The sequence below is a fragment of the Agrobacterium sp. CMT1 genome, assembly GCF_037203725.1.
Classification (GTDB): domain Bacteria; phylum Pseudomonadota; class Alphaproteobacteria; order Rhizobiales; family Rhizobiaceae; genus Agrobacterium; species Agrobacterium pusense.
Genome location: NZ_JBBCAR010000003.1, coordinates 208,784 through 229,517 on the forward strand (window position 1 = coordinate 208,784; position 20,734 = coordinate 229,517).

21 protein-coding genes are annotated in these 20,734 nt (G+C 60.0%); 13 read left to right on the plus strand and 8 right to left on the minus strand.

Features of this window, described 5'->3' with window-relative positions:
* The first annotated feature begins 99 nt into the window (after positions 1-99).
* Entirely contained in the window at positions 100-3,774 is a 3,675-nt protein-coding gene (locus tag WA845_RS06035) for a response regulator (protein WP_337322229.1), read from the plus strand.
* 11 nt (positions 3,775-3,785) lie between these two features.
* Here the strand turns inward: WA845_RS06035 and mnmD are convergent, their stop codons facing one another.
* Positions 3,786-4,541 (minus strand): tRNA (5-methylaminomethyl-2-thiouridine)(34)-methyltransferase MnmD, encoded by a 756-nt coding sequence (gene mnmD / locus WA845_RS06040; RefSeq protein ID WP_112557364.1) that lies wholly within the window; start codon positions 4,539-4,541, stop codon positions 3,786-3,788.
* Between mnmD and WA845_RS06045 the strand changes: the two genes are divergently transcribed.
* The 9 genes from WA845_RS06045 to WA845_RS06085 all read left to right on the plus strand — a co-directional run bounded on the left by WA845_RS06045 (position 4,540) and on the right by WA845_RS06085 (position 10,484).
* A complete protein-coding gene (locus WA845_RS06045) occupies positions 4,540-5,754 on the plus strand; it encodes an FAD-dependent oxidoreductase (RefSeq protein WP_112557362.1) in 1,215 nt (404 codons plus the stop codon). The genes mnmD and WA845_RS06045 overlap by 2 nt on opposite strands.
* 96 nt (positions 5,755-5,850) lie before the next feature.
* Positions 5,851-6,558, plus strand: a complete 708-nt coding sequence (locus WA845_RS06050) for a DUF1045 domain-containing protein (RefSeq protein WP_004443119.1) — start codon at positions 5,851-5,853, stop codon at positions 6,556-6,558.
* Positions 6,559-6,758: 200 nt separating this feature from the next.
* Positions 6,759-7,682, plus strand: a complete 924-nt coding sequence (puuE, locus tag WA845_RS06055) for an allantoinase PuuE (protein ID WP_112557360.1) — start codon at positions 6,759-6,761, stop codon at positions 7,680-7,682.
* Positions 7,682-8,179 (plus strand): 2-oxo-4-hydroxy-4-carboxy-5-ureidoimidazoline decarboxylase, encoded by a 498-nt coding sequence (uraD, locus tag WA845_RS06060; protein WP_006699599.1) that lies wholly within the window; start codon positions 7,682-7,684, stop codon positions 8,177-8,179. Before puuE ends, uraD begins: the two co-directional genes overlap by 1 nt.
* A gap of 49 nt (positions 8,180-8,228) precedes the next feature.
* Positions 8,229-8,519: a nucleotidyltransferase family protein gene (locus WA845_RS06065; protein WP_004443113.1), complete on the plus strand. Its 291-nt coding sequence runs from the start codon at positions 8,229-8,231 to the stop codon at positions 8,517-8,519.
* On the plus strand, positions 8,516-8,878 hold the full coding sequence (locus WA845_RS06070; protein WP_006699600.1) for a HepT-like ribonuclease domain-containing protein: 363 nt from the start codon (positions 8,516-8,518) through the stop codon (positions 8,876-8,878). The genes WA845_RS06065 and WA845_RS06070 overlap by 4 nt, the downstream gene beginning before the upstream one ends.
* A gap of 3 nt (positions 8,879-8,881) precedes the next feature.
* Positions 8,882-9,382, plus strand: a complete 501-nt coding sequence (locus WA845_RS06075) for an ureidoglycolate lyase (protein ID WP_004443111.1) — start codon at positions 8,882-8,884, stop codon at positions 9,380-9,382.
* Positions 9,379-9,735 (plus strand): hydroxyisourate hydrolase, encoded by a 357-nt coding sequence (gene uraH / locus WA845_RS06080; protein WP_037089711.1) that lies wholly within the window; start codon positions 9,379-9,381, stop codon positions 9,733-9,735. Before WA845_RS06075 ends, uraH begins: the two co-directional genes overlap by 4 nt.
* A 5-nt stretch (positions 9,736-9,740) precedes the next feature.
* The gene (locus WA845_RS06085; RefSeq protein ID WP_112557358.1) at positions 9,741-10,484 is read left to right on the plus strand and encodes a metallophosphoesterase family protein; all 744 of its coding nucleotides are present in this window, start codon (positions 9,741-9,743) and stop codon (positions 10,482-10,484) included.
* A gap of 3 nt (positions 10,485-10,487) precedes the next feature.
* On the opposite strand, the gene WA845_RS06090 is transcribed toward WA845_RS06085, so the two are convergent.
* Positions 10,488-11,759 (minus strand): D-alanyl-D-alanine carboxypeptidase, encoded by a 1,272-nt coding sequence (locus WA845_RS06090; RefSeq protein ID WP_244455643.1) that lies wholly within the window; start codon positions 11,757-11,759, stop codon positions 10,488-10,490.
* Between the two features lie 200 nt (positions 11,760-11,959).
* Between WA845_RS06090 and WA845_RS06095 the strand changes: the two genes are divergently transcribed.
* Positions 11,960-12,526 (plus strand): TetR family transcriptional regulator, encoded by a 567-nt coding sequence (locus WA845_RS06095; protein WP_112557356.1) that lies wholly within the window; start codon positions 11,960-11,962, stop codon positions 12,524-12,526.
* A gap of 2 nt (positions 12,527-12,528) precedes the next feature.
* Positions 12,529-12,873, plus strand: coding sequence for an SMR family transporter (locus WA845_RS06100; protein ID WP_112557355.1), 345 nt, complete (start codon positions 12,529-12,531; stop codon positions 12,871-12,873).
* Between the two features lie 203 nt (positions 12,874-13,076).
* Here the strand turns inward: WA845_RS06100 and WA845_RS06105 are convergent, their stop codons facing one another.
* The 4 genes from WA845_RS06105 to puuD all read right to left on the minus strand — a co-directional run bounded on the left by WA845_RS06105 (position 13,077) and on the right by puuD (position 17,886).
* Positions 13,077-14,210, minus strand: coding sequence for an L-lactate dehydrogenase (locus WA845_RS06105; RefSeq protein ID WP_162719336.1), 1,134 nt, complete (start codon positions 14,208-14,210; stop codon positions 13,077-13,079).
* An 80-nt stretch (positions 14,211-14,290) separates the two neighbouring features.
* Entirely contained in the window at positions 14,291-15,010 is a 720-nt protein-coding gene (locus tag WA845_RS06110) for a sulfite exporter TauE/SafE family protein (RefSeq protein WP_077987360.1), read from the minus strand.
* Positions 15,011-15,316: 306 nt separating this feature from the next.
* Positions 15,317-16,627 carry a guanine deaminase gene (gene guaD, locus WA845_RS06115; RefSeq protein ID WP_112554155.1) on the minus strand — a complete coding sequence of 437 codons (1,311 nt, stop codon included), beginning with the start codon at positions 16,625-16,627 and terminating at the stop codon, positions 15,317-15,319.
* Positions 16,624-17,886, minus strand: a complete 1,263-nt coding sequence (gene puuD / locus WA845_RS06120; protein ID WP_112554153.1) for a urate hydroxylase PuuD — start codon at positions 17,884-17,886, stop codon at positions 16,624-16,626. Before puuD ends, guaD begins: the two co-directional genes overlap by 4 nt.
* A gap of 471 nt (positions 17,887-18,357) precedes the next feature.
* On the opposite strand from puuD, the gene WA845_RS06125 reads away from it, so the two are divergent.
* Positions 18,358-18,696, plus strand: coding sequence for a hypothetical protein (locus WA845_RS06125; protein ID WP_006699610.1), 339 nt, complete (start codon positions 18,358-18,360; stop codon positions 18,694-18,696).
* Here WA845_RS06125 and WA845_RS06130 read toward each other — a convergent pair.
* Positions 18,672-19,601, minus strand: coding sequence for a LysR substrate-binding domain-containing protein (locus tag WA845_RS06130; RefSeq protein WP_112554151.1), 930 nt, complete (start codon positions 19,599-19,601; stop codon positions 18,672-18,674). The genes WA845_RS06125 and WA845_RS06130 overlap by 25 nt on opposite strands.
* A gap of 237 nt (positions 19,602-19,838) precedes the next feature.
* Positions 19,839-20,693 (minus strand): xanthine dehydrogenase accessory protein XdhC, encoded by an 855-nt coding sequence (gene xdhC, locus WA845_RS06135; RefSeq protein WP_162719154.1) that lies wholly within the window; start codon positions 20,691-20,693, stop codon positions 19,839-19,841.
* Positions 20,694-20,734 lie beyond the last annotated feature (41 nt).

Genomic DNA, 20,734 nt, shown 5'->3' on the forward strand with positions numbered 1-20,734 from the left:
GCGCATAGCAAAAACAGATTTTCTCACATAACGTTTTTGCGAAGTCATCTAGAAATATTTGATTCGACAAAAGTGAAACTGCACGCTGTGGAGTATCGATTGACCGAGGGCAGCGGGTTGCTGGAAAAGGCTTGCAGGGCTGTTGCCGCCCTGAACCTGCCCGCGTGCATCAAGGACAGCGAGCTGCGCTATCTCGTGGTCAACGCCGCCTACGCACGGTTGATGGGGCGTCCCCTCAGGGCGTTCGAAGGCCACACCAGCCTTTCCCTCTCGGCTGATATCCGTGATGCGGAGCGGGAGGACAGGGAGCGCCGTTCACTCGTTTTTGCGACGGACGAGATGATCGCCTGCCATGCCTCGGTTTCCTCCCTGCCATACACGCTTCGCTGCGAGCGCTTCACCGATGATGACGGCAGCCTGTTCCTGTTCGAAACGGTGGAAGACATGCCGTTGGGCGTTCTGACGGGGACGGCGGATATCGGCGGGGCGTCGGACCTGCTGTTCAGTAGCGGCCTCATGGATTTCATCGATGCCGGCATCGTCGTCTACGATGCGGAAAACCGACTGGTTTATTGCAATGCCCGTTTCGCGGAGTTCTATAGCGGTTTTGGCGTCGAGCTGAAGCCGGGCATCCGGCTCGAGGCGCTGATGGAGGCGCTCTATTTTTCGAGCGGATATCGTCGCGTCAAAGAAGACGACCCTGCGTTCGAAGGCTGGATGCGGGAGCAGTTGCGCGATTTTTCCCTGCCCTATCTCGAAAGGGTGGAGCAGTTCGCCGATGGCCGCTGGGTGCGCATGGTCAACAAGCGGCTGGAAAACGGCATGCTGGTTGGCCTGCGCATCGATGTGACCGAGTTCAAGGCGCACGAGACCCTTCTCAGCGCCCAGATCCGCGAAACCTGGTTGCTGCGCGCTGCCCTCGAACAATTGCCGGTGGGGGTTTTCCTGAGGGATCAGGACAGGCGGCTGACCTATGCCAATGCCGCCTATGATGCATTTCTCGGCGGCAATCTCGCCGACTATATCGGCAAGACCGAATCCGAAATGTTCCCGCAGAATGGCTCCCAGTTCCAGCAGGAAAACGAACGGATCTTGCAGACCGGAGAGGCGCTCGAACGCACGGGAAACATGCCTCAGCGCAACGGACGGGCCATTCCCGTCATCACGCGGCTCGGCCGCGTTGCGACACCGGATGACGAATATTACCTCGTGGGCTCCGTCACCGATGTCAGCCTCCTGCAGGAGCGGGAAAAGGCGCTGATCGCGACACAGGCCGAAGCCGAGGCGCTGCATCGCCAGCTCGAAGCGGTGCTTCACGCGCTGCCCGTGGGGGTGCTGCTTCTCAGCGCCGATCTCGTCATCGAATATGTCAATCCGTTCTTCTACCAGGTCTGGGGCGAAATCGGCGGCGAGAAATCACTTGTGGGCAAAGACTATCGCGAATTCATGAGGATGAATTTCGATAGCGGCCTTTATGATTATGGCGATCGGCCTTTCGACGAGGTCTATAGCGAGCGGGCGCAGCGGCTCCTGAAGGATGAGGCCTTTGCCCCCCGCGAGGTGCGCAGCAAAAGCGGCAAGGTGACCGTCATCTCCAAAACGCGCCTCGAAGGCGGAAAAATCCTCAGCACCTATGCCGATGTGACGGATGTGCGAATGCGCGACGCCGAAATCAGCAAGGCGAAGGCCGAGCTGGAGCGCGTCGGCGAATATATGCAGGGCGCGACGCGCGCCATGGCGCAGGGCCTGGTGCTGGTGGAGCAGGGCACGATCATCATGTCCAACGAGGCGATGGCGCGGATGTTCGACGTGCCTCCCGAGCTGCTGGAAAAGGATCGCGACTGGTCCGGCTTCTTCGCCCATTGTGCCGCGCGCGGAGATTTCGGCACGGCCGAGGAAGCGGCCGCGATGCTTAATGCCTGGAAAGACAACATTGCCGCCAACCGGCCGTTCTCCTGGCTAATCCATGTCGCCGGCAAGAGCTGGCTCAACCTGGAAGCCACCAACAGTTCCGGCAATTACTGGCTCGTGATCGTCACCGACGTGACCGAGATGAAGATGCGCGAAGGCGAATTGCAACGTCTGCTTTCGCGGGCGGAAGCGGCGGACCGCGCCAAATCGGAATTTCTGGCCAATATGAGCCATGAAATCCGCACGCCGATGAACGGCGTGCTTGGCATGGCGGAGCTTCTGGCCAAATCCAACCTCGATACGCGCCAGAAGACTTTCACCGACATCATCGTCAAGTCAGGCAATGCGCTTCTGACGATCATCAACGACATCCTCGATTTCTCCAAGATCGAAGCCGGGCAGATGAAACTGCGCAGCGTATCTTTCGATCCGGCGGAAGCCGTTGAGGATGTGGTTTCGCTCCTGTCCTCGGCGGCGCTGGAGAAGAACATAGAGCTGGTGGTGCGGACCGACCCGTCGGTTTTCGGCAAGGTCATCGGTGACGCCGGACGCTTCCGCCAGATTGTTACAAACCTCGTCGGGAATGCCGTCAAGTTCACCGAAACCGGCCATGTGCTGGTGGAGCTTTCTGCGCAGTCAGCGGAAGCTTCGGAGGCTATCCTGTCGCTGCGTGTCGAAGACAGCGGGATCGGTATTCCCTCCGACAAGCTGGAGACGATCTTCGACAAGTTCAGCCAGGTCGATAGTTCCGCCACGCGCCGTCACGAAGGAACCGGGCTCGGCCTGGCGATCACCGTCGGCCTTGTCGGGCTGTTCAACGGCAAGATCGATGTCGTCAGCGAAGTGGGCAAGGGGTCGAGTTTCGAGGTCAACATCCCGTTTCAGATGACCGAAAGGCGGAGGGATGTCCCACCTCTTTCGGTGGCGATCGAAAATATCCGGGTGCTCGTCATCGATGACAACGATGTCAACCGGCGCATCCTGACGGAGCAGCTGCAAAGCTGGGGCATAGACGGCCATGCCGTCGAGGGTGGGCCCACGGGCATCGCCGTGCTGCAGGAAGCCGTAGCGGTGGGTCTTTCGATCGACGCCATCATTCTTGATTATCACATGCCTGTCATGAACGGCCTGGACGTCGTGGAGCGGATCAGGGCGGATCGCCGTTTCGACGACATCGCCATCATTTTCCTCACGTCCATGGATGTCGTGGGTGACGAGACGCTCTTTACCGATCTCAACGTGCAGGCCCATTTGATGAAGCCCGCGCGGGCGCGGCTGTTGCGCTCCACCCTGTTCGACGTGGTGCGCGACGTGCGGCTAAAACGCGCGCGGCCGGAAGCTTTCGCAGGTGCCTCGGACGGCGGTTCGTCCCGGCCGGAAGGTCCTGCTTCAGAAAAGAAGCGGCGGGCAGAGGTGCCGACAGTTTCCGTCCGGCTGCGGCCCAGCCTGATCGATGTGCTGGTGGCCGAGGACAATGACGTCAACCAGATTGTTTTCACGCAGATTTTGCAGCAGACGGGTCTGCGGTTCCTGATCGTCGGCAATGGGAAAAAGGCCGTTCAGGCGTGGGAGGAATATAATCCCGCGATCATCCTCATGGATGTCTCCATGCCTGTCATGAACGGGCATCAGGCAACGCAGGCGATCCGGACGGCCGAACTTGCGGCCGCCGAAGGCCGGCATGTGCCGATCATTGGCGTGACGGCCCATACGCAGGATGCTGACCGCGATCTATGCCTGCAGGCCGGCATGGACGATTATCTGTCGAAGCCCATCAGCCCCGAAATTCTCGAGGACAAGATCGCCCAGTGGCTGGGTGAAGATATTCCGCGCCGGGTATCTGATGACGCAACCGGTCGCTGATGTCGTTTTGGTCAAACCGGGGGCCTGGTGCCGCAGAGCATTTCCCGTTTTCCTGCGAAACCCTTGCGTCGTTCCACATCAAAACCGGCGGCGATGAGATTGCGGCGGACGAAGCCTGCGGCGGCATAGGTGGCGAAGGTGCCTGCCGGCGCCGTCCTGGCGAACAGTGCCTGCATGATCTCCAGCGACCACATGTCCGGGTTGCGCGCAGGTGCGAAACCATCCAGGAACCAGGCATCGAAGGTTTCGTGGCTGTTGGAAATACCGGCGAGCGCCTCGCCGCAGACCACCGTCAGGCGTGTTTCACCATCGAGTTCAATCTCCACCTTCCCCTTCGGTTCGGCGGGCCAGAGGGCGGTGAGCGCCCTGCGTTCGGCGTCCACCTCCGGCCAGCGGGAAAGTGCCCGGCCGATCTCGTCCGCCTTCATCGGGTAGAGTTCGAAGGAGATGAAATGCAACGTGGAGCGGCCGTTGCGGACCTCTTTCCATTGGCGCCATGTCTCGCACAGATTGAGCCCGGTGCCGAAGCCCAGTTCCCCGACGCGGAAGACGCCTTCGCGTTCCCGCCAGCGTTGCGGCAGGCCGTTTCCTGACAGGAAGACGTGGCCACATTCCAGCCTGCCATCCGTCTGGCAATAAAAATGGTCGTCAAAAGCCAGCGAATAGGGCATATCCCCGTCACGCCAGTCGAGTGCAGTGTGGGTTTCGCCGGTTGCCGAACCGGCCTGTGCGCCAGTCTCTCTGATAGTGTCGTTGGAATCTTTCATGGCTAAAGCCGATAATCCCGCTTTCGAACAGGGTCAATCACCAAGAACGCCTTTGCCTGCTTCCGTCGCTCTCCTCATCGTCGGGGGTGGTATCATGGGTCTATGGGCTGCGGTTAAGGCGGAACGGCTCGGCATCGATACGTTGCTGGTGGAGGCGGACCATCCCGGTGGCGGCGCGAGTGGCGGGCTGCTCGGCGCGCTGATGCCTCATATGCCGGACCGCTGGTCGGACAAGAAGCAGTTCCAGTTCGCCGCCCTCGTGGCGCTGGAAAAAGAGATCGCCGGGCTGGAGGCGGAGACCGGGCTTTCCGCCGGTTATCGCCGCTCTGGCCGGATCATCCCATTGCCGAAGCCGCATCTGCGTCCCATCGCCGAGCGGCATGAAAGGGATGCGCAGGAGAACTGGGTCTCGGGTGAGCGCCGGTTCCATTGGCATGTCGGTGACAGCCCAGCGGTTGCGGGCTGGGTGGATGACGCGGCTGGCGCAGCGGGTTTCGTGTTCGATACGCTGGCGGCGCGGGTGGCTCCGCGTGCAATGATTGCGCTTCTTTCGGCATTTCTCGGCAAGGCGCGGCATGTGCGGTTGATCAAGGGTTGCCGCGTCCTTTCGCTTGACGCGGAGACAGGCCGGGCGGCGCTGTCTTCGGGTGACGAGGTCGTGTTCGGGCACGCCGTGATCGCCAACGGACATCGATCCTTTCCCCTGATCCGGGACGCACTGGGCCTCGACACCGGGCTGGTGCTCGGGCAGCCGGTGAAGGGGCAGGCGGCGCTGCTCGACGCGGCGGTCGATCCGGCCATGCCGGTGGTGTTCCTGAACGGTCTTTACATCGTGCCGCACGAAGACGGAACGGTCGCCATCGGCAGTACCAGCGAAGATTGTTTTTCCGACCCCTTCGATACGGATGAGAAGCTGGAAAAACTGCTTGCGGATGCGGCTGCGATTGTCCCCTGCATTCGCGGGGCGCCGGTTCTCGAACGCTGGGCCGGGCTGCGGCCGAAGGCTGCGGGCAGAGACCCCATGGTGGGAACGGTTGCCGGTCACCCGAAGCTTGTGGCATTGACGGGCGGCTTCAAGGTGAGCTTCGGTCTTGCCCATTCTCTTGCCGATACCGCGCTACAGGCCGTTTGCGGAAAGGCACCGGACGTGCCGCGGAGTTTCCAGCTTCAAGAACACGTGAACATAGCCATGGCGGGCATCGGAAAGTTCTGACCAGACCGCTTACGTCGTTAATCTGTCACGCAAATCACTTATTTGCTGGCCTGCAACGAGGCAGGTTTGTCCGCTTTTGCGGCGAGGTGACAGCGCATGCGATACGCCATTCATTTCACGCCTTCCCCCAATGACCCCCTGACGCAGGTAGCCGCTGCGTGGCTGGGGCGCGATGCCTATTCCGGTCAGGCGGTTGAGCCGCCCGGTATGATCGATCTTGGCATGCAGGAGATTTCCTATCACACGGCCCTGCCGCGCCGGTATGGTTTCCATGGCACCATCAAGGCTCCTTTCCGCCTTGCCGAGGGTCAGTCCGAAGCGGCGCTCCTGCGCGACCTGATGTATTTTTCCGGCAGGCAGGAACCCTTTCCGTTGCCGCAACTTGTGGTGGCGAGGCATGACAATGTCTTCAGCCTCGTCCCCGAACGGCCCTGTGAAGTGCTGCATTTTTTCGCGGCCCGCGTCGTGCAGGAATTCGACCGTTACCGCGCGCCTCTCACAGAGGCGGAGATCGAGCGTGCCGATCCGGACCGGCTGTCGGCCTCGCAGCTCACCAATCTGCACCGCTGGGGCAGCCCGCATGTGATGGACGAGTTCCGGTTCCAGATGTCTTTGACCGGCGGTGTGGAACCCGCCAGCAGCCAGAGGATCGAGCGGGCGGTGCGCAAGGTGTTCGAGCCGCTGCTGTCCCGGTCCCTGCAATTTTCCAGCCTTGCGCTCTTCATCGAGGATGAGCCGGGAGCGCCTTTCCGGGTGCACTCGCTTCATCCCATGGGCCGCGTTTCCGCCCGCAAGATTGCCTGACTGGCGCGCCATCATAATCGTATACAAAAAAGCTTCGGAATGTCGGCAAAATTGATCTCGACATTCCGGATGCGAATGCTACCGTTCGACATCGCATATTCGAAGTGCGCTGCGTCATCCGTCTGGATCAGGCATCTTCGAAGTTCTGTTTATGTCTCCGAAATCGGTTGCCGATTGGGAGAGATGGTCTGGGTGGCTGAATGATTTCCGAAAACTACTCCCGCAATCTGGTGGGCTATGGCCGCAATGTTCCCGATCCGAAATGGCCGGGCGGTGCGCGCATTGCCGTGCAATTCGTCATCAATTACGAAGAGGGCGGCGAAAGTTGCATTCTCGACAATGACAAGGCGTCGGAATCGCTGCTGTCGGAAATCGTCGGCGCCCAGCCCTGGCCTGGCCAGCGCAACCTGAACATGGAATCGATCTATGAATATGGCTCGCGCGCCGGCTTCTGGCGGCTGTGGCGCATGTTCACCGGGCTTGGCGTCACCACCACCGTTTACGGCGTGACCGCAGCCATGGCCCGCAACCCGGAAGCGGTTGCGGCGATGAAGGAAGCGGGTTGGGAAATCGCCAGCCACGGATACCGCTGGCTGGAATACAAGGATTTTTCCGAGGAGGAAGAGCGTAAGCACATCGTCGAAGCGGTCCGTCTGCACACGGAGGTCACCGGCGAACGTCCCTATGGCATGTATCAGGGCAAGCCCTCGGATAATACGCTGCGGCTTGTCATGGAAGAGGGTGGTTTTCTCTATTCGTCGGACTCCTATGCCGACGATCTGCCCTATTGGGTGAAGGGTGTGAAGGATGAGCCTTTCCTGATCATTCCCTACACGCTTGAGACCAACGACATGCGGTTTGCCACGCCGCAGGGCTTCAATTCCGGCGACCAGTTCTTCACCTATCTGAAGGACGCTTTCGACGTGCTTTATGAGGAAGGTATCGAAGGTGCGCCGAAGATGATGAGTGTCGGCCTGCACTGTCGTCTTGTCGGCCGTCCGGGTCGCGCAGCGGCGCTTCGCCGCTTCATCGAATATGTGCTTGGCCACGAAAAGGTGTGGATCCCGCAGCGCATCGAGATCGCCCGTCACTGGCATGAGCATCACAAGCCGGAGGCGCTTTGATGCTGACGCGTGAGGACTTCGTTACCCGTTTCGGCGGCGTGTTCGAACATTCGCCATTCATTGCCGAGCGGGCCTATGACGCCGGTGGGGCCGGCCTGGAACTGACGGCGAAGGCGGTTCATGCCGCGCTTAGCGCGCAGTTTCGCGCGGCTTCCGAGGCGGAAAGGCTTGGCGTGTTGCGGGCGCATCCCGATCTCGCCGGCAAGCTGGCAATTGCCGGCGAGTTGACGGCAGACAGCCGCAACGAACAGGCCGGTGCCGGGCTCGACAGGCTTACCCCGGAAGAGCACGCCCGTTTTACCGAATTGAACAGCGCCTATACCGATAAATTCGGTTTTCCTTTCATCATCGCGGTCAAGGGGCTGAACAGGCACGATATACTCTCGGCCTTCGAGACACGCATAGGTAACGGCGCGGCCGAAGAATTCGCGACCGCCACGGCGCAGGTTGAAAAGATCGCCTGGCTTCGTCTTTGCGCAATGCTGCCGGAGGGATGATTGGCGCGTTGCGGCCATTCTGCTAGAGTCGCGCCGTTTGGAGATGACGATGAGACCTTCCGAGGTGCTGGAAAAGAACAGGGAAGCGATCCGCGAAGCGACGAAACGCTTCAATGCGGCAAATCCCCGCGTGTTCGGCTCCGTCGCCCGCGGCGAGGACAGGCCGGACAGCGATCTCGACATTCTGGTGGACGCGCTGCCGGGTACGACGCTGTTTGATCTCGGCGGTTTGCTGGAGGAACTGAAGACGATGCTTGGTGTCGAGGTCGATGTTGTCACCTCGGGCGGCTTGCATTCGGATATTCGGGCGCGCGTTCTGAAGGAAGCCAAAGCGGTATGAGTACGGATCGGCTTCTGCTCTATCTGAAGGAGATGGATGTTGCTGCTTCCAGGATACGGGATTTCATTCAGGATATGGATGAGGCCGCTTTTTCTTCCGACACGCGCACGCAGATGGCGGTGATGATGGGTCTTGCCCTGATCGGCGAGGCGGTCGCCAAGCTCGACAGGCACTACCCAGCGTTTTTACAGCAGCACCCGGAAATCCCCTGGATCAAGATGAAGGGTATGCGCAATCTGATCGTGCATGATTACTTCCGGGCAGAGCTCTCGGTCGTCTGGAAAACGATAACGCAGAGTATTCCGGATTTGCAGGCGCGCCTCTCCCTTCTCCGAAACTGGCATGCCCAAGGTGAATGACATTTGACTGATTTTCTCAACATACAACCTCTTACCAAGGAGGCGTTTGCGTCCTTCGGCGACGTGATCGAAACAACACCTTCTTCCATGCGGTACATCAACGGCGGCCAGACGGAGCGGCATCATGCGCTCGCAGCGCCGGAGGCGGCAGGCGAGGGGGCACGTGTGATCCTCAATATCTTCCGCGGGCAGCCGCGCGCCTTTCCGCATGAAATCGAGATGATGGAGCGGCATCCGCTCGGCAGCCAGAGTTTTTCGCCGCTTTCCGGCCGGCCCTTCCTCGTGGTCGTTGCCGAAGACGATGGCGGCCGGCCGGGGCGGCCTCGGGTGTTTCTGGCGCGGGGCGATCAGGGCGTGAATTACCGCCGCAATGTCTGGCACTATCCGCTGATGCCGTTGCAGGCGGTTTCGGATTTTCTGGTTGCCGACCGTGACGGGCCGGGCAACAATCTGGAAGAGTATTTTTTCGACAGGCCCTATGTAATCGCGGAGCCCAGCCTATGACCGGTCTGACAACCCATGTTCTCGACGCCGCGCACGGCACGCCTGCCGAGGGGCTGGTGATCGATCTCTACCGGCTCTCCGGTGATCGCCGTGACAAGCTGAAGACGGTGCAGACAAATGGCGACGGCCGTGTCGATGGCGGGCCGCTGCTCGTTGGCGACAGTTTCAGGGCCGGTGAGTATGAGCTGGTTTTCCATGCCGGCGATTATCTGCGAGGAAAGGGTGTCGTGCTTCCGAAGCCGGCCTTCCTCGATATTATCCCGATCCGTTTCGGCATTGCCGACGAGAGCGGTCATTACCATGTGCCCTTGCTGCTCTCGCCTTATAGCTATTCCACCTATCGAGGAAGCTGACACCGATGATCTTTGCCGCCATTGCCGATATTCACGGAAACTGCGCCGCGCTGGAGGCGGTGCTTGAGGATATCGCCAGGCTCGGTATCGAGGACATTGTCAATCTCGGCGATTGTTTCAGCGGTCCGCTGGAGGCCGGTTTTACCGGCGACGTGCTGGTCGGCAACTGGATTCCCAGCATCCGCGGCAATCACGACCGGGAACTGATCGAGCGGGCGCCGGAGGAGATGGGGAGCTGGGAAAGGCCCGCTCATGCGCAGCTGAGCACTGCGCACCGGGACTGGTTGCAAACTCTTCCGTTCAGCATGGTGTTCAAGGACGTCGCTTATTGCTGTCATGGTTCGCCCCGTGACGATCTGGAATATTGGCTGGAAACGCTGTCCCCTGAAGGTGTCCTGAAATTGCGGCCTCTGGCCGAAATCGAATCCATGGCTGAGGGTATCACGCAGCCGCTGATGCTTTGCGGCCATACCCATATCCCACGCGCCGTGCAGCTTTCAGATGGCCGGCTGATCGTCAATCCGGGCAGCGTCGGCTGTCCTGGGTGGAGGGACGATACGCCTTTCGATCACCACGTTGAGGCCGGTCACCCGCTTGCCACCTATGCAGTTCTCGAAGAAACCGCACGCGGCTGGCAGGTCTATTTCCGCAATATCCGTTACGACAACCTGGCCATGTCCGAAATGGCTCGGGTCAACGGTATTCCTTATCTGGCCGATGCGTTGGAAAACGGCTGGCTGAAGCGCTAGGGATCACCCCTCACTGGTCATCACCACACATGCATAAGAGCGTGCCTTCAGCGCCTTGCAGGCGGAGACTGCTGAGGACTGGTCTTCGAAGCCGGTGAAGCGGGCTCTGTAGAGCGTCGCCGATCCGCTCTGCACGGCTTCAGTGTAGGGGGCGATGCCGGAATAGTTGCCGATATTGGAGCGCGCATTGGCGAGCAGCGAGCGGGCGGCGGCTTCGCTGTCGGTGGCGGCGATCTGCACCTCCCACCGGCTGCGCTGGCCGGAAGGGGCCGCGGCGGGAGCAGGCCGCGGGATGGCCGAGACCTGCATCATGTCCGCCACATCGGCGTTTGCGGTGGCAATCTGCATGGCAACCGGATCTGCCCGGCGCTCGGCGAACATCGGCAGCGGCACGACAGCCGGCGGCACGGCGGCGGCAACATCGAAGGTGCGGCTGACATTGGCACTGGCGACGAGCTGTTCGGTGTTGCGGCCTCTCGATGCCTGCGGCACGGCCTTGTCGAGAAGTGCAGCCATCTGGGCATCGCGGCTGCGCGCGGTCTTGCCGCCCAGCACGACGCCGACGACGCGGCGGCCATTGTGATTGACTGCACTGACGAGATTGAAGCCGGAGGCGTTGGTATAGCCGGTCTTGATGCCGTCCATCCCTTGATAACGATACATCAGATTGTTGTGGCCGCGGATGCGCTTGCCACGAAAATTGAAGGATTGCGTGGCGAAGAGGCTGTATTCTTTGGGAAAATCCCGTTGCAAGGCAAGACCGAGCTTCGCCATGTCGCGTGCCGTCGTCACCTGAGACTTGTTGGGCAGGCCGGACGCGTTGCGGAAGACCGTTTTGGTCATGCCGAGCTGGCGGGCCTTGCGGGTCATCATTTCGGCGAACCGTGCCTCGGAGCCGCCGAGGTGATCGCCCATACCTTCGGCCATGTCATTGGCGGATTTGACGATCATGCCGTAGACGGCTTCGCGCACGGTGAAGGTCTGGCCCTGACGCACATAGAGCTTCGAGGGGATGACCGATGCCCCATTCTTGGACATGGTTATCTTCTGGTCCCAGCGAAGTTTGCCGGCATGCAGCGCCTCAAAGGTCAGGTAAAGCGTCATCATCTTGGTGAGCGAGGCGGGGTGGTTCAGCACATCGGCATTGCGGGCGGCCAGAACCTTGCCGGTATTGGCGTCCATGATGAAATGGGCATAGCCCGCCTGCGCCGGCGACGCATGGAGCGAGAGGATCGCGCAAAAGAAGGCGAGTGCAAAAATCCAGGCACCCGCCATTCCCCGTTTGATCATTCCCGACATAGTTCACCCCTTTTGTTCGATCGCCGCGCTGGGCAAAGTTTTACTGACACTTTCCGGCAACAAAACCGCTAAAACTTTAGAGATCGCTTTCATGCTTAATTAAGTATGAATTTCAACCCGACAGCTACCCTCACAATTTCCTTGAAAAGAAACCAACCATCCGGTATGTTTTTGACATGACAAACGCTCATGAACGCAAGAAGCAGCCTGAGGTGGTGCGCCGCAATCTACTCGATTGCGCGGCGAAACTTGCTGCTGAACAAGGGGTTGCAGCACTTTCCGTGCAGGCGGTGGCGGATGCGGCGGGAGTGACCAAGGGCGGGCTGTTTCACCATTTTCCTTCCAAGCAGGTGCTGCTCGAAGCCGTCATGACTGACCTTCTGGCGGCGCTGGACAACGAGATCGATGCGCTCATCTCACAGGATCGTGAAGCTTTTGGAAGCTTCACGCGGGCCTATGTAAACGCGGTTTTCTCTGATCGGGGCAGGGATTCGGGTCGGCAATGGGCAGCGATCTCCGTTTCGATGGTCGGCGAACCGTCGCTTCGACGCATGTGGAACAGTTGGATCGAGGGTCGTCTTGTCCGTCATAAAGAAACGGATGACGGGGTGGTACTGGAGATGGTGCGGCTGGCTGCCGACGGCATCTGGTTTGCCGATCTGCTGGCCGACGACGGCAAAGCGGGTGGCGACAGGGCGGCTCTGAGGGCCCGGATGATCGCCCAGACGAAGAAGGATACGTGACGATGAATACCGCGGTCTTCACTTATGGCGCGCTTGTCGCAGCCATTGTCTGCGAGGTAATCGCCACCTCCTTCCTGCAGCAATCGCAGCAGTTCACCAGGCTGGTGCCGACAGTGCTGATGGCGTTGCTTTACGGTGCAGCCTTTTATCTTCTGTCGTTCACGCTGCGGGCGCTGCCGGTCGGCGTGGCCTACGCGATCTGGAGCGGGCTTGGCATCGTGCTGATTTCCGGCATCGGATATTTCGTGTTCCGCCAGACGCTGGATATTGCCGCCGTCATCGGCCTCGGCTTCATCATCACCGGCGTGGTGATCGTGAACGTGTTTTCGAAAACGGTCGGGCATTGAGGGGCTGGGTGGTGTAGCGCGAAGGCTATACCAACCGCCTCATCCCGGCTTTGAGCCGGGATCCGGCGCGATCAAGTCTTTGATCGCGAGAGACTCTTTCGCGGCGCAGACGCGCCGCGGCTGGATGCCGGATCTAGTCCGGCATGACCGTAGAGAGGTCCGCGAGCTGTGGTTGCCATGCCGGAAGTTCTGCCCTTCTGACATCACGCCAGAATGCTGCTATCCACATCGGTAATCAGCCGCTTGCCGCAGAGCGCCATGCTGACATCCATTTCCTTGCGGATGATCTCGAGCGCTGTCGTCACGCCCTGTTTGCCATCCGCACCGAGGCCATAGAGAAAGGGCCGGCCGATATAGGTGCCCTTTGCGCCAAGCGCCACGGCCTTCAGCACATCCTGACCGGAGCGGATGCCGCCATCCATGTGCACCTCGACCCTGTCGCCAACGGCATCGACGATTTTCGGCAGCATTGCGATGGAGGAGTGCGCGCCGTCGAGCTGGCGGCCGCCATGGTTGGAGACGATGATGGCATCGGCGCCGGTATCGAGTGAAGCGCGGGCGTCTTCCTCGTCAAGAATGCCCTTGAGGATAAGTTTGCCGCCCCAGCGTTCCTTGATCCATTCAACGTCTTTCCAGGACAAACGCGGATCGAACTGCTCGGCCGTCCAGGAAGAGAGCGACGAGAGGTCGGAGACGTTCTTGGCGTGGCCGACGATGTTACCGAAGCTGCGGCGCTTGGTCCGCGCCATGTCCAGGCACCATTTGGGCCGGGTCGCCATCTGCCAGATGTGTTTCGGGGTGAATTTCGGCGGGGCCGAGAGGCCGTTGCGCAGATCCTTGTGCCGCTGACCAAGGATCTGCAGGTCGAGCGTCAGCACCAGCGCCGAGCACCCGGCGGCCTTGGCGCGGTCAATGAGGTTGTTGACGAAGTCACGGTCCTTCATCACATAAAGCTGGAACCAGAAGGGTTTCGAAGTGACGGAGGCCACATCCTCGATGGAGCAGATGCTCATGGTGGAGAGCGTGAAAGGCACGCCGAATTCCTCCGCCGCCTTGGCAGCCAGCATTTCGCCATCGGCATGCTGCATGCCCGTAAGGCCCGTAGGGGAAAGCGCTACCGGCATAGAGACTTTCTCGCCGACCATTTCGGTGGCGAGCGATCGGTCGGTCATATCCACCAGCACGCGCTGGCGCAGCTTTATCTTGGCAAAATCATCCTCATTGGCGCGGTAGGTGCTTTCCGTCCACGCGCCGCTATCGGCATAGTCAAAGAACATTTTCGGCACACGGCGCTGCGCCTGGTTTTTCAGGTCAGCTATGGTCAGGATTTTGCCCATGGATAAAGCCTTCACATTTGAATGATGGCTTCACTTAACATGAATAGCACGGTTGCGACATCGAAATCGTCGTTCGTGTTTCACCAAAAAGCGCGCAGGGATAGTTCGCAGCCAAGCACGAGCAGGCAGATGAGGAACCAGCGCCGAAATGTCGCCGGGCTAACGATATGGCGGATTTTCTGGCCAAGCCACATGCCGAGAAGCGCTGGCAGGACGGCGAGTGCGGAAAGCGACAGATGCTCGACATGAAAAGCATTCTGAGAAGCAAGACCGGCGGCAAGTGCAAGGGTGGAAATGGTGAAGGAAAGGCCGAGTGCCTGCACCAGATCGTCACGGCTAAAACCCAGCGATTGGATATAGGGCACAGCGGGTACGACGAAAATTCCGGTGCCGCCGGTCAGAAGGCCCGTCACCAGCCCCATGATGGGGGAGAGTTTTGGTTCCAGCCTTGCCGGTATCGAGATCGGTCTGGCAAGCAGGCTGTAGGCTGCGTAAACCGCGAGGCACAGGCCGAGCGCTGAGGTGGTCCAGACGCCGGTGCCCGCCGTCATCAGCCGGATACCGATGAGGGTGCCAAGCGCAATGGCGATCATCATCGGCCACAGCCGCTTCACGATGGCCCGGAAATCAGGCCCGGCCAGCAATTGCCAGATATTGGTGATGAACGAGGGCAGGATGAGCAGGCCGGCGGCGATGACCGGGGGCATGAAGAGGCCGAGCACGCCCATGGCAACAGTCGGCAGCCCCATGCCGGTCACGCCCTTGACGATGCCGGCAACGATGAATGTTGTGAGGATCATCAGCAGGGTGGTTGTGTCTAGGTTCGGCACCGGGCACTCCAGAGGTCATTCGCATTCGGCCGAAATGGCGTCAGGCAATCATGTGGAGCGAGCGAGTGCCGCTTGTTTCTTCCCCCCCCCCGGCGAGAAGGTCGCGGCAGCGGGATGAGGGGGGCAAGCTCTCCGAAATCCGGCAACGTTGCCCCCTCATCCGACCCTTCGGGCCACCTTCTCCCCGGCGGGGAGAAGAAAGAGGCGGCACACGCTCGATCCAATATGTGACGGATGTAAACGAGTTAGCAGCTTTATGTTTCGGCCGCAGCCGAACTATGCCAGCACGCTCTTCATCGGCTGGCCGGCCACATAGGTCTCTACCACTGTGCGGTCGTCGCCCATGGTCAGCATCAGGAACAGTTCTTCCGTGAGACTTTTCACCACTTCCATCTTCAGGGCCATGGCTGACGTCGAGAAGGCGTTCAACACCGCGATGTCGGCATCCGTGCCGGCCTCCAGCGTGCCGATGCGGTCGACCATGGAGAGCGCTTCTGCATTACCACGGGTCATCAGATACCAGCTTTCCAGCGGGTTAAGACGTTCGCCCAGCAATTGCTGGATTTTGTAGGCCTCGTCCATGGTGCGCAGCATGGAATAGCTCGATCCGCCGCCGATATCGGTGGCGACGGCGATACGAACAGGATTTTCGCGCCTTTGCAGCTTTTTCATCGGGAAGAGGCCGGAGCCGATGAAGAGGTTCGATGTGGGGCAATGCACTGCCACCGCGCCGGTTTCCGACAGCACGTCCGCCTCGCGATCGGACAAATGAATGGCATGGCCGAGAAGGGTTTTGTTGCCCATCAGGCCGTAACGCACATAGATGTCGGTGTAGTCGGTCGCTTCAGGGTAAAGCTCGCAGGTATATTTGATCTCGTCCAGATTTTCAGACAGATGCGTCTGGATGAAAAGATCGGGAAACTCCTGCGCCAGCGCCTGTGCTGCTTCCATCTGCTTCGGCGTGGAAGTGATGGCGAAGCGCGGGGTGATGGCGACGTGGTTGCGGCCCTTGCCGTGCCAGTCAGCGATGACGTGGCGTGTCTCGTCATAGGAGGTTTCCGGCGTGTCCAGCAGGCCCTGCGGGGCATTGCGGTCCATCATCACCTTGCCGCCGACCATCAGCATGTTGCGCTTCATGGCTTCCGCGAAGAAGGCGTCGGCAGAGGTCTTGTGCACGGAGCAGTAGGCGGCGGCCGTTGTCGTGCCGTGGCGCAGAAGCTCGTCGTAGAAGTGTGTGGCGATGCGCCTGGCATGCGCGGTTTCGACGAAGCGGCATTCTTCCGGGAAGGTATAGGTGTTCAGCCATTCCAGCAGGTTGGCGGCATAGGAGCCGATGACCTGCATCTGCGGGAAATGCAGGTGCATGTCGATGAGGCCGGGCACGATAAGATGCGGCCGGTGGTCCTTTTCCTCGACGTCTTCGGGTGCTGTCTTACGGATATCGGCGTATTCGCCGATGGCGGCGATCTTGCCGTTTTCTAAAAGCAGGCCGCCATCTTCGATATAGAGATAGCTTTGCGTATCGTCGATTGCGAGCGGCGCGCGGCGGAAGCTCAGCAGGCGGCCACGCAGCAGAACCAGGCTCATTCAGTCTTTCCTTCGGCTTTTCCGGCCCCGGAAACCGCACTTTCATACCAGGCGGTCAGCACCTTGCGCTCATCCGGGGTGATGGCGGTGATGTTGCCGGGTGGCATGGCATGGCTGCGGCCGGCTTGCAAATAGATTTCGCGCGCATGGGCGGCGATCTGTTCGTCGGTTTCCAGCTTCACCGATTTCGGTGTGAACGGTACGCCTTCCCACACCGGCTCGGCGGCATGGCACATGGAACAGCGCCCCTGAACCACGTCACGCGCCTTGGTAAAATGGGCATCGCTGACGAATTGTTGCTGCATGGGTGAGAGGGTGGCGGCCTTCTCTTCCTCTTCGCCGGTCAGCACCTTCGGCACGGTGGAAAGCCACATGATGACGATGAAGATGAGGGCGGTCGCAAGCCACGTCCATGTCGGCTTGCCCTTGCGGGCGTGGGTGGTGTTGAACCAGTGGCGGATGGTAACGCCCATCAGGAAGACCAGCGCTGCGATGATCCAGTTAAACTGCGTGGCAAAGGCCAGCGGATAATGGTTCGACAGCATGAAGAAGATGACGGGCAGCGTCAGATAGTTGTTGTGCAGCGAGCGCTGCTTGGCGATGCGGCCATATTTCGGGTCCGGCGTTCGCCCGGCGATCAGGTCCGCGACGACGATCTTCTGGTTGGGGATGATGATGAAGAACACATTGGCCGACATGATGGTGGCGGTGAAGGCGCCCAGATGCAGGAAGGCGGCGCGACCGGTGAAGACCTGCGTGTAACCCCATGCCATCGCCACCAGCGCGACATAAAGCACGACCATCAGGCCCCAGGTGTTGTTGCCGAGCGGCGACTTGCAGAGGAAATCATAAAATAGCCAGCCGATGGCGAGCGATGCCAGTGACAGGGCGATGGCCTGGAACTGGGTGAGATCAAGTACGGAATGGTCGATGAGGAACAGGTCCGCCCCGCCATAATAAACGATGCAGAGCATGGCGAAGCCGGAAAGCCAGGTGACGTAACTTTCCCATTTGAACCATGTCAGGTGCTCGGGCATCTGGGCAGGGGCGACCAGATATTTCTGGATGTGGTAAAAGCCGCCGCCATGCACCTGCCACTCCTCGCCATAGGCCCCGGGCGGCAGATGCGGCCGTTTGACCAGCCCGAGATCGAGCGCGATGAAATAAAAGGATGAGCCAATCCAGGCGATGGCGGTGATGACGTGGAGCCAGCGGACGGCAAAGGCCATCCATTCCCACGCAATGGCGTATTCGTACATGCGGTTCCCCTGATCCTTGTGCAGCGCACCTTGCGAGAAATTTGGCCTTTAGGGAAGGGGAAAGCAGAGGCCGGGCAGAGATTGTTCACAATGCAACGCGGTTGTGTCTGCAATCCTGGGCCGGTCCGTTCCGGCTTGGCGATCAAGCCCTCGAAAGCTGGAAACGGTCTATCCTGTCGTCGAGTTTGTGCTTAGCTGGCTAAGGCGACTCAGCTATGATCCTGTGTGCAGCCTGCTGATGTGCTAGAATATGAGGCTGTGGACTCTCGCGTCGATGCGCGGATCCCATGACATGTTTCGCTGGCGGTTCTTCCGAAAGCGGGCGCTGCGAACCCTGGGCGGAGCAGATCAGGGGGCAGGTGTCGCAGTTCCCGGTGCCATTGTGTCCGGGTGTGAGTGATATGAGATTTTAAATTAAGGGACGCAATGATCTTCCGGCTGCCGCCGTTGTTCTCAACGGAGACCGTGCCGATGCGCCTTGTTCTGACGGTTCTTTTTCTGCTTTTTGCATTCAGCGCCACCGCGCTTGCCCATGAATCCCACAAGGGATTCAAATATGAGAGCTACTGCTGCAATGGCGATGCCGAAACCGGCGACTGCCAGATGATCCCGACGCGCAGCGTTCGGGTGACGTCTGATGGTTACGAGGTCTCGCTTGCGCCCGGCGATCACCGCATGGTCACGCGGCGCCACGTGTTCAACTGGTCCCAGAGTCAGGCGCGTCGATCCGAAGACGGCGAGTACCACCTCTGTCTGTTTCCGGATGAGGATACGCCGCGGTGTTTTTATGCGCCTGATATGGGGTATTGAGTCGGCTGGTGCGGACGACATTCTTCGATCCGCTTCAATATCCAGTCGCGGAACAGCCTTATCTTGCGAATGTTCCGGCGGTTTTCGGGGTAGACCAGCCAGTAGTTCTTGCCCTCGCTGCTAAGATGCTCGAAGGGTTGATAAAGGCGGCCGAGCGCAATCTCATCGGCATAGAGTTCCGGGGTGAGCATGGCGACGCCCTGGCTGGCGATCGCCGCTGCGGCCTCGAAGGCCTGCACATTGAGACGGCTGCGGGGATAACGGTCGAGACCGGGATTTTCAACGCCCACTTCCTGAAACCACTGGCTCCACCAGATATCGCCGGGATCAATGATGCGCAGGCGCAGCAGATCTTCCGGACGGTGCAATCCGCCGATGCTGTCAGCAAGACTAGGATGCAGCATCGGCGTATAAACGCCGCGCAGCAGTTGATGGTAGATCAGCCCTTTACCGTTATCTTTGCTCCAGCGAATGGCGACATCGCAGTCTGATTGGGAAAAATCGATCAGTGAGCTCGATGTATCAAGCCGCACCGCGATTGAGGGATGTTCAAGCTGGAAAGCGCCCAGATGCCGCGAAAGCCAGCGCGACGCAAAGGTGGCGGTTGAGTGGATTGTCAGCGTTGCGTCGGGCGCGTCGCGCACGCTATCGACAGCCTCCTTTAAGGTATTAAAGGCTTCCGCAACTTTCGGCGCTAATTTTTCTCCAGCCTCGGTCAGCGAGACTTGCCGCGCCTTTCTTATGAAGAGCGGCTCTCCGATATTCTCCTCCAGCAGTTTCACCTGATAGCTGACTGCCGTCTGCGTCATGCCCAATTCCTCGCTGGCCTTGGTGAAGCTCATGTGTCTTGCGGCGGCTTCGAACACCCGCAGAGCATTCAGGGGGAACTGGCGTGACATTTTCATGGATAAGTTCTCTTTATGCCAATTGCCGAAGGTTTCATTGGTTTTAATTCGGAAATCAGAGCATTTTTAGCGCAATTCATCAACTGAGCTTCTGACATTTTTGAACGGAGACGAACATGCGCACAGCACTCTTGCGCGCGTGGTCCCGCCTGCGCGCGGGCCTGCGGACAGCGGAACGGTTTATCCTAGAGAGCCTCCAACCCGACAATCTGGCGGATGAAAGCCTGCCGGACGCGCTCAAGCGAGATCTAGGCCTTGAGGATGGCCGTATTGATTACCGCTGCGGCGGGTTTCGGCAGCGGAAAATGCTTGAAGCAACTCGGCTGCCACAAGGGCCGCTATAACGGCGGGACGCTTGTCCCTGACGCTGCTGCCGCCGATGGGCAGAATGAGTTTTGCAAGGCGGGAAGGCGGCTCGTCTTCCCGCTCCAGCCAATGGGCAAAGGTAGCGCGTTTGGTCTTCGAGCCGATCATGCCGACATAGGCGAGATCGTTGCGGGCGAGCGCCTCCTTCGCGATCACGAAATCGAGTGCATGATCGTGGGTAACGATGACCGCGGCCCCATTTGCCGGGATTTTCCGAACGAATGCTTCCGGCATGGGGGTGAGTATGGACGCCGCTGCCGACGGAAGATCGCGCAGTTCGTTTTCGCGTGTTTCGACCACGGTCAGGGTCAGGGGCAGCAGCGACAGGGCCTCAGCCAGCGCCTTGCCCACGTGGCCGGCACCAAAAATGAAAACGGCGGGCTGCTGCTCAGCTTCGCCCTTCTGCCTTGCCTCAAGCGCGGCGGCAATATCCGCCGTGACCAGCCGAAAGCGCAGGAGGGTGCGCCCGCCGCAGCATTGGCCGATTTCGGGGCCAAGCGGTATATCCATGCGGTCTTCGGCAACACCGCTGCGCAGCATGGCGCGGGCATGGTCTATCGCCATATATTCGAACTGGCCGCCGCCGATGGTTTCCCAGATGGCCTCCTGGCTGACCAGCATGAAGGTGCCGGCCTCGCGCGGTGACGAGCCTTTCACGGCTTCGATTTCCACGAGGATTGTGGAGGTGTAGCGGGCGAGGAAAGTGGAGAGGGAGGCGTCAGGCATTGGGGCTGGCCCCCTCATCCGGCGCTGCGCGCCACCTTCTC

What these genes read in the sequence shown, in the direction of transcription:
- WA845_RS06045 (WP_112557362.1), top strand. Translation starts at nt 4,540, where the DNA reads ATGGCTAAAGCCGATAATCCCGCTTTCGAACAGGGTCAATCACCAAGA.
- mnmD (WP_112557364.1), bottom strand. Translation starts at nt 4,541, where the DNA reads ATGAAAGATTCCAACGACACTATCAGAGAGACTGGCGCACAGGCCGGT.
- WA845_RS06050 (WP_004443119.1), top strand. Translation starts at nt 5,851, where the DNA reads ATGCGATACGCCATTCATTTCACGCCTTCCCCCAATGACCCCCTGACG.
- puuE (WP_112557360.1), top strand. Translation starts at nt 6,759, where the DNA reads ATGATTTCCGAAAACTACTCCCGCAATCTGGTGGGCTATGGCCGCAAT.
- uraD (WP_006699599.1), top strand. Translation starts at nt 7,682, where the DNA reads ATGCTGACGCGTGAGGACTTCGTTACCCGTTTCGGCGGCGTGTTCGAA.
- WA845_RS06065 (WP_004443113.1), top strand. Translation starts at nt 8,229, where the DNA reads ATGAGACCTTCCGAGGTGCTGGAAAAGAACAGGGAAGCGATCCGCGAA.
- WA845_RS06070 (WP_006699600.1), top strand. Translation starts at nt 8,516, where the DNA reads ATGAGTACGGATCGGCTTCTGCTCTATCTGAAGGAGATGGATGTTGCT.
- uraH (WP_037089711.1), top strand. Translation starts at nt 9,379, where the DNA reads ATGACCGGTCTGACAACCCATGTTCTCGACGCCGCGCACGGCACGCCT.
- WA845_RS06085 (WP_112557358.1), top strand. Translation starts at nt 9,741, where the DNA reads ATGATCTTTGCCGCCATTGCCGATATTCACGGAAACTGCGCCGCGCTG.
- WA845_RS06090 (WP_244455643.1), bottom strand. Translation starts at nt 11,759, where the DNA reads ATGGCGGGTGCCTGGATTTTTGCACTCGCCTTCTTTTGCGCGATCCTC.
- WA845_RS06095 (WP_112557356.1), top strand. Translation starts at nt 11,960, where the DNA reads ATGACAAACGCTCATGAACGCAAGAAGCAGCCTGAGGTGGTGCGCCGC.
- WA845_RS06100 (WP_112557355.1), top strand. Translation starts at nt 12,529, where the DNA reads ATGAATACCGCGGTCTTCACTTATGGCGCGCTTGTCGCAGCCATTGTC.
- WA845_RS06105 (WP_162719336.1), bottom strand. Translation starts at nt 14,210, where the DNA reads ATGGGCAAAATCCTGACCATAGCTGACCTGAAAAACCAGGCGCAGCGC.
- WA845_RS06110 (WP_077987360.1), bottom strand. Translation starts at nt 15,010, where the DNA reads ATGATCCTCACAACATTCATCGTTGCCGGCATCGTCAAGGGCGTGACC.
- guaD (WP_112554155.1), bottom strand. Translation starts at nt 16,627, where the DNA reads ATGAGCCTGGTTCTGCTGCGTGGCCGCCTGCTGAGCTTCCGCCGCGCG.
- puuD (WP_112554153.1), bottom strand. Translation starts at nt 17,886, where the DNA reads ATGTACGAATACGCCATTGCGTGGGAATGGATGGCCTTTGCCGTCCGC.
- WA845_RS06125 (WP_006699610.1), top strand. Translation starts at nt 18,358, where the DNA reads ATGCGCCTTGTTCTGACGGTTCTTTTTCTGCTTTTTGCATTCAGCGCC.
- WA845_RS06130 (WP_112554151.1), bottom strand. Translation starts at nt 19,601, where the DNA reads ATGAAAATGTCACGCCAGTTCCCCCTGAATGCTCTGCGGGTGTTCGAA.
- xdhC (WP_162719154.1), bottom strand. Translation starts at nt 20,693, where the DNA reads ATGCCTGACGCCTCCCTCTCCACTTTCCTCGCCCGCTACACCTCCACA.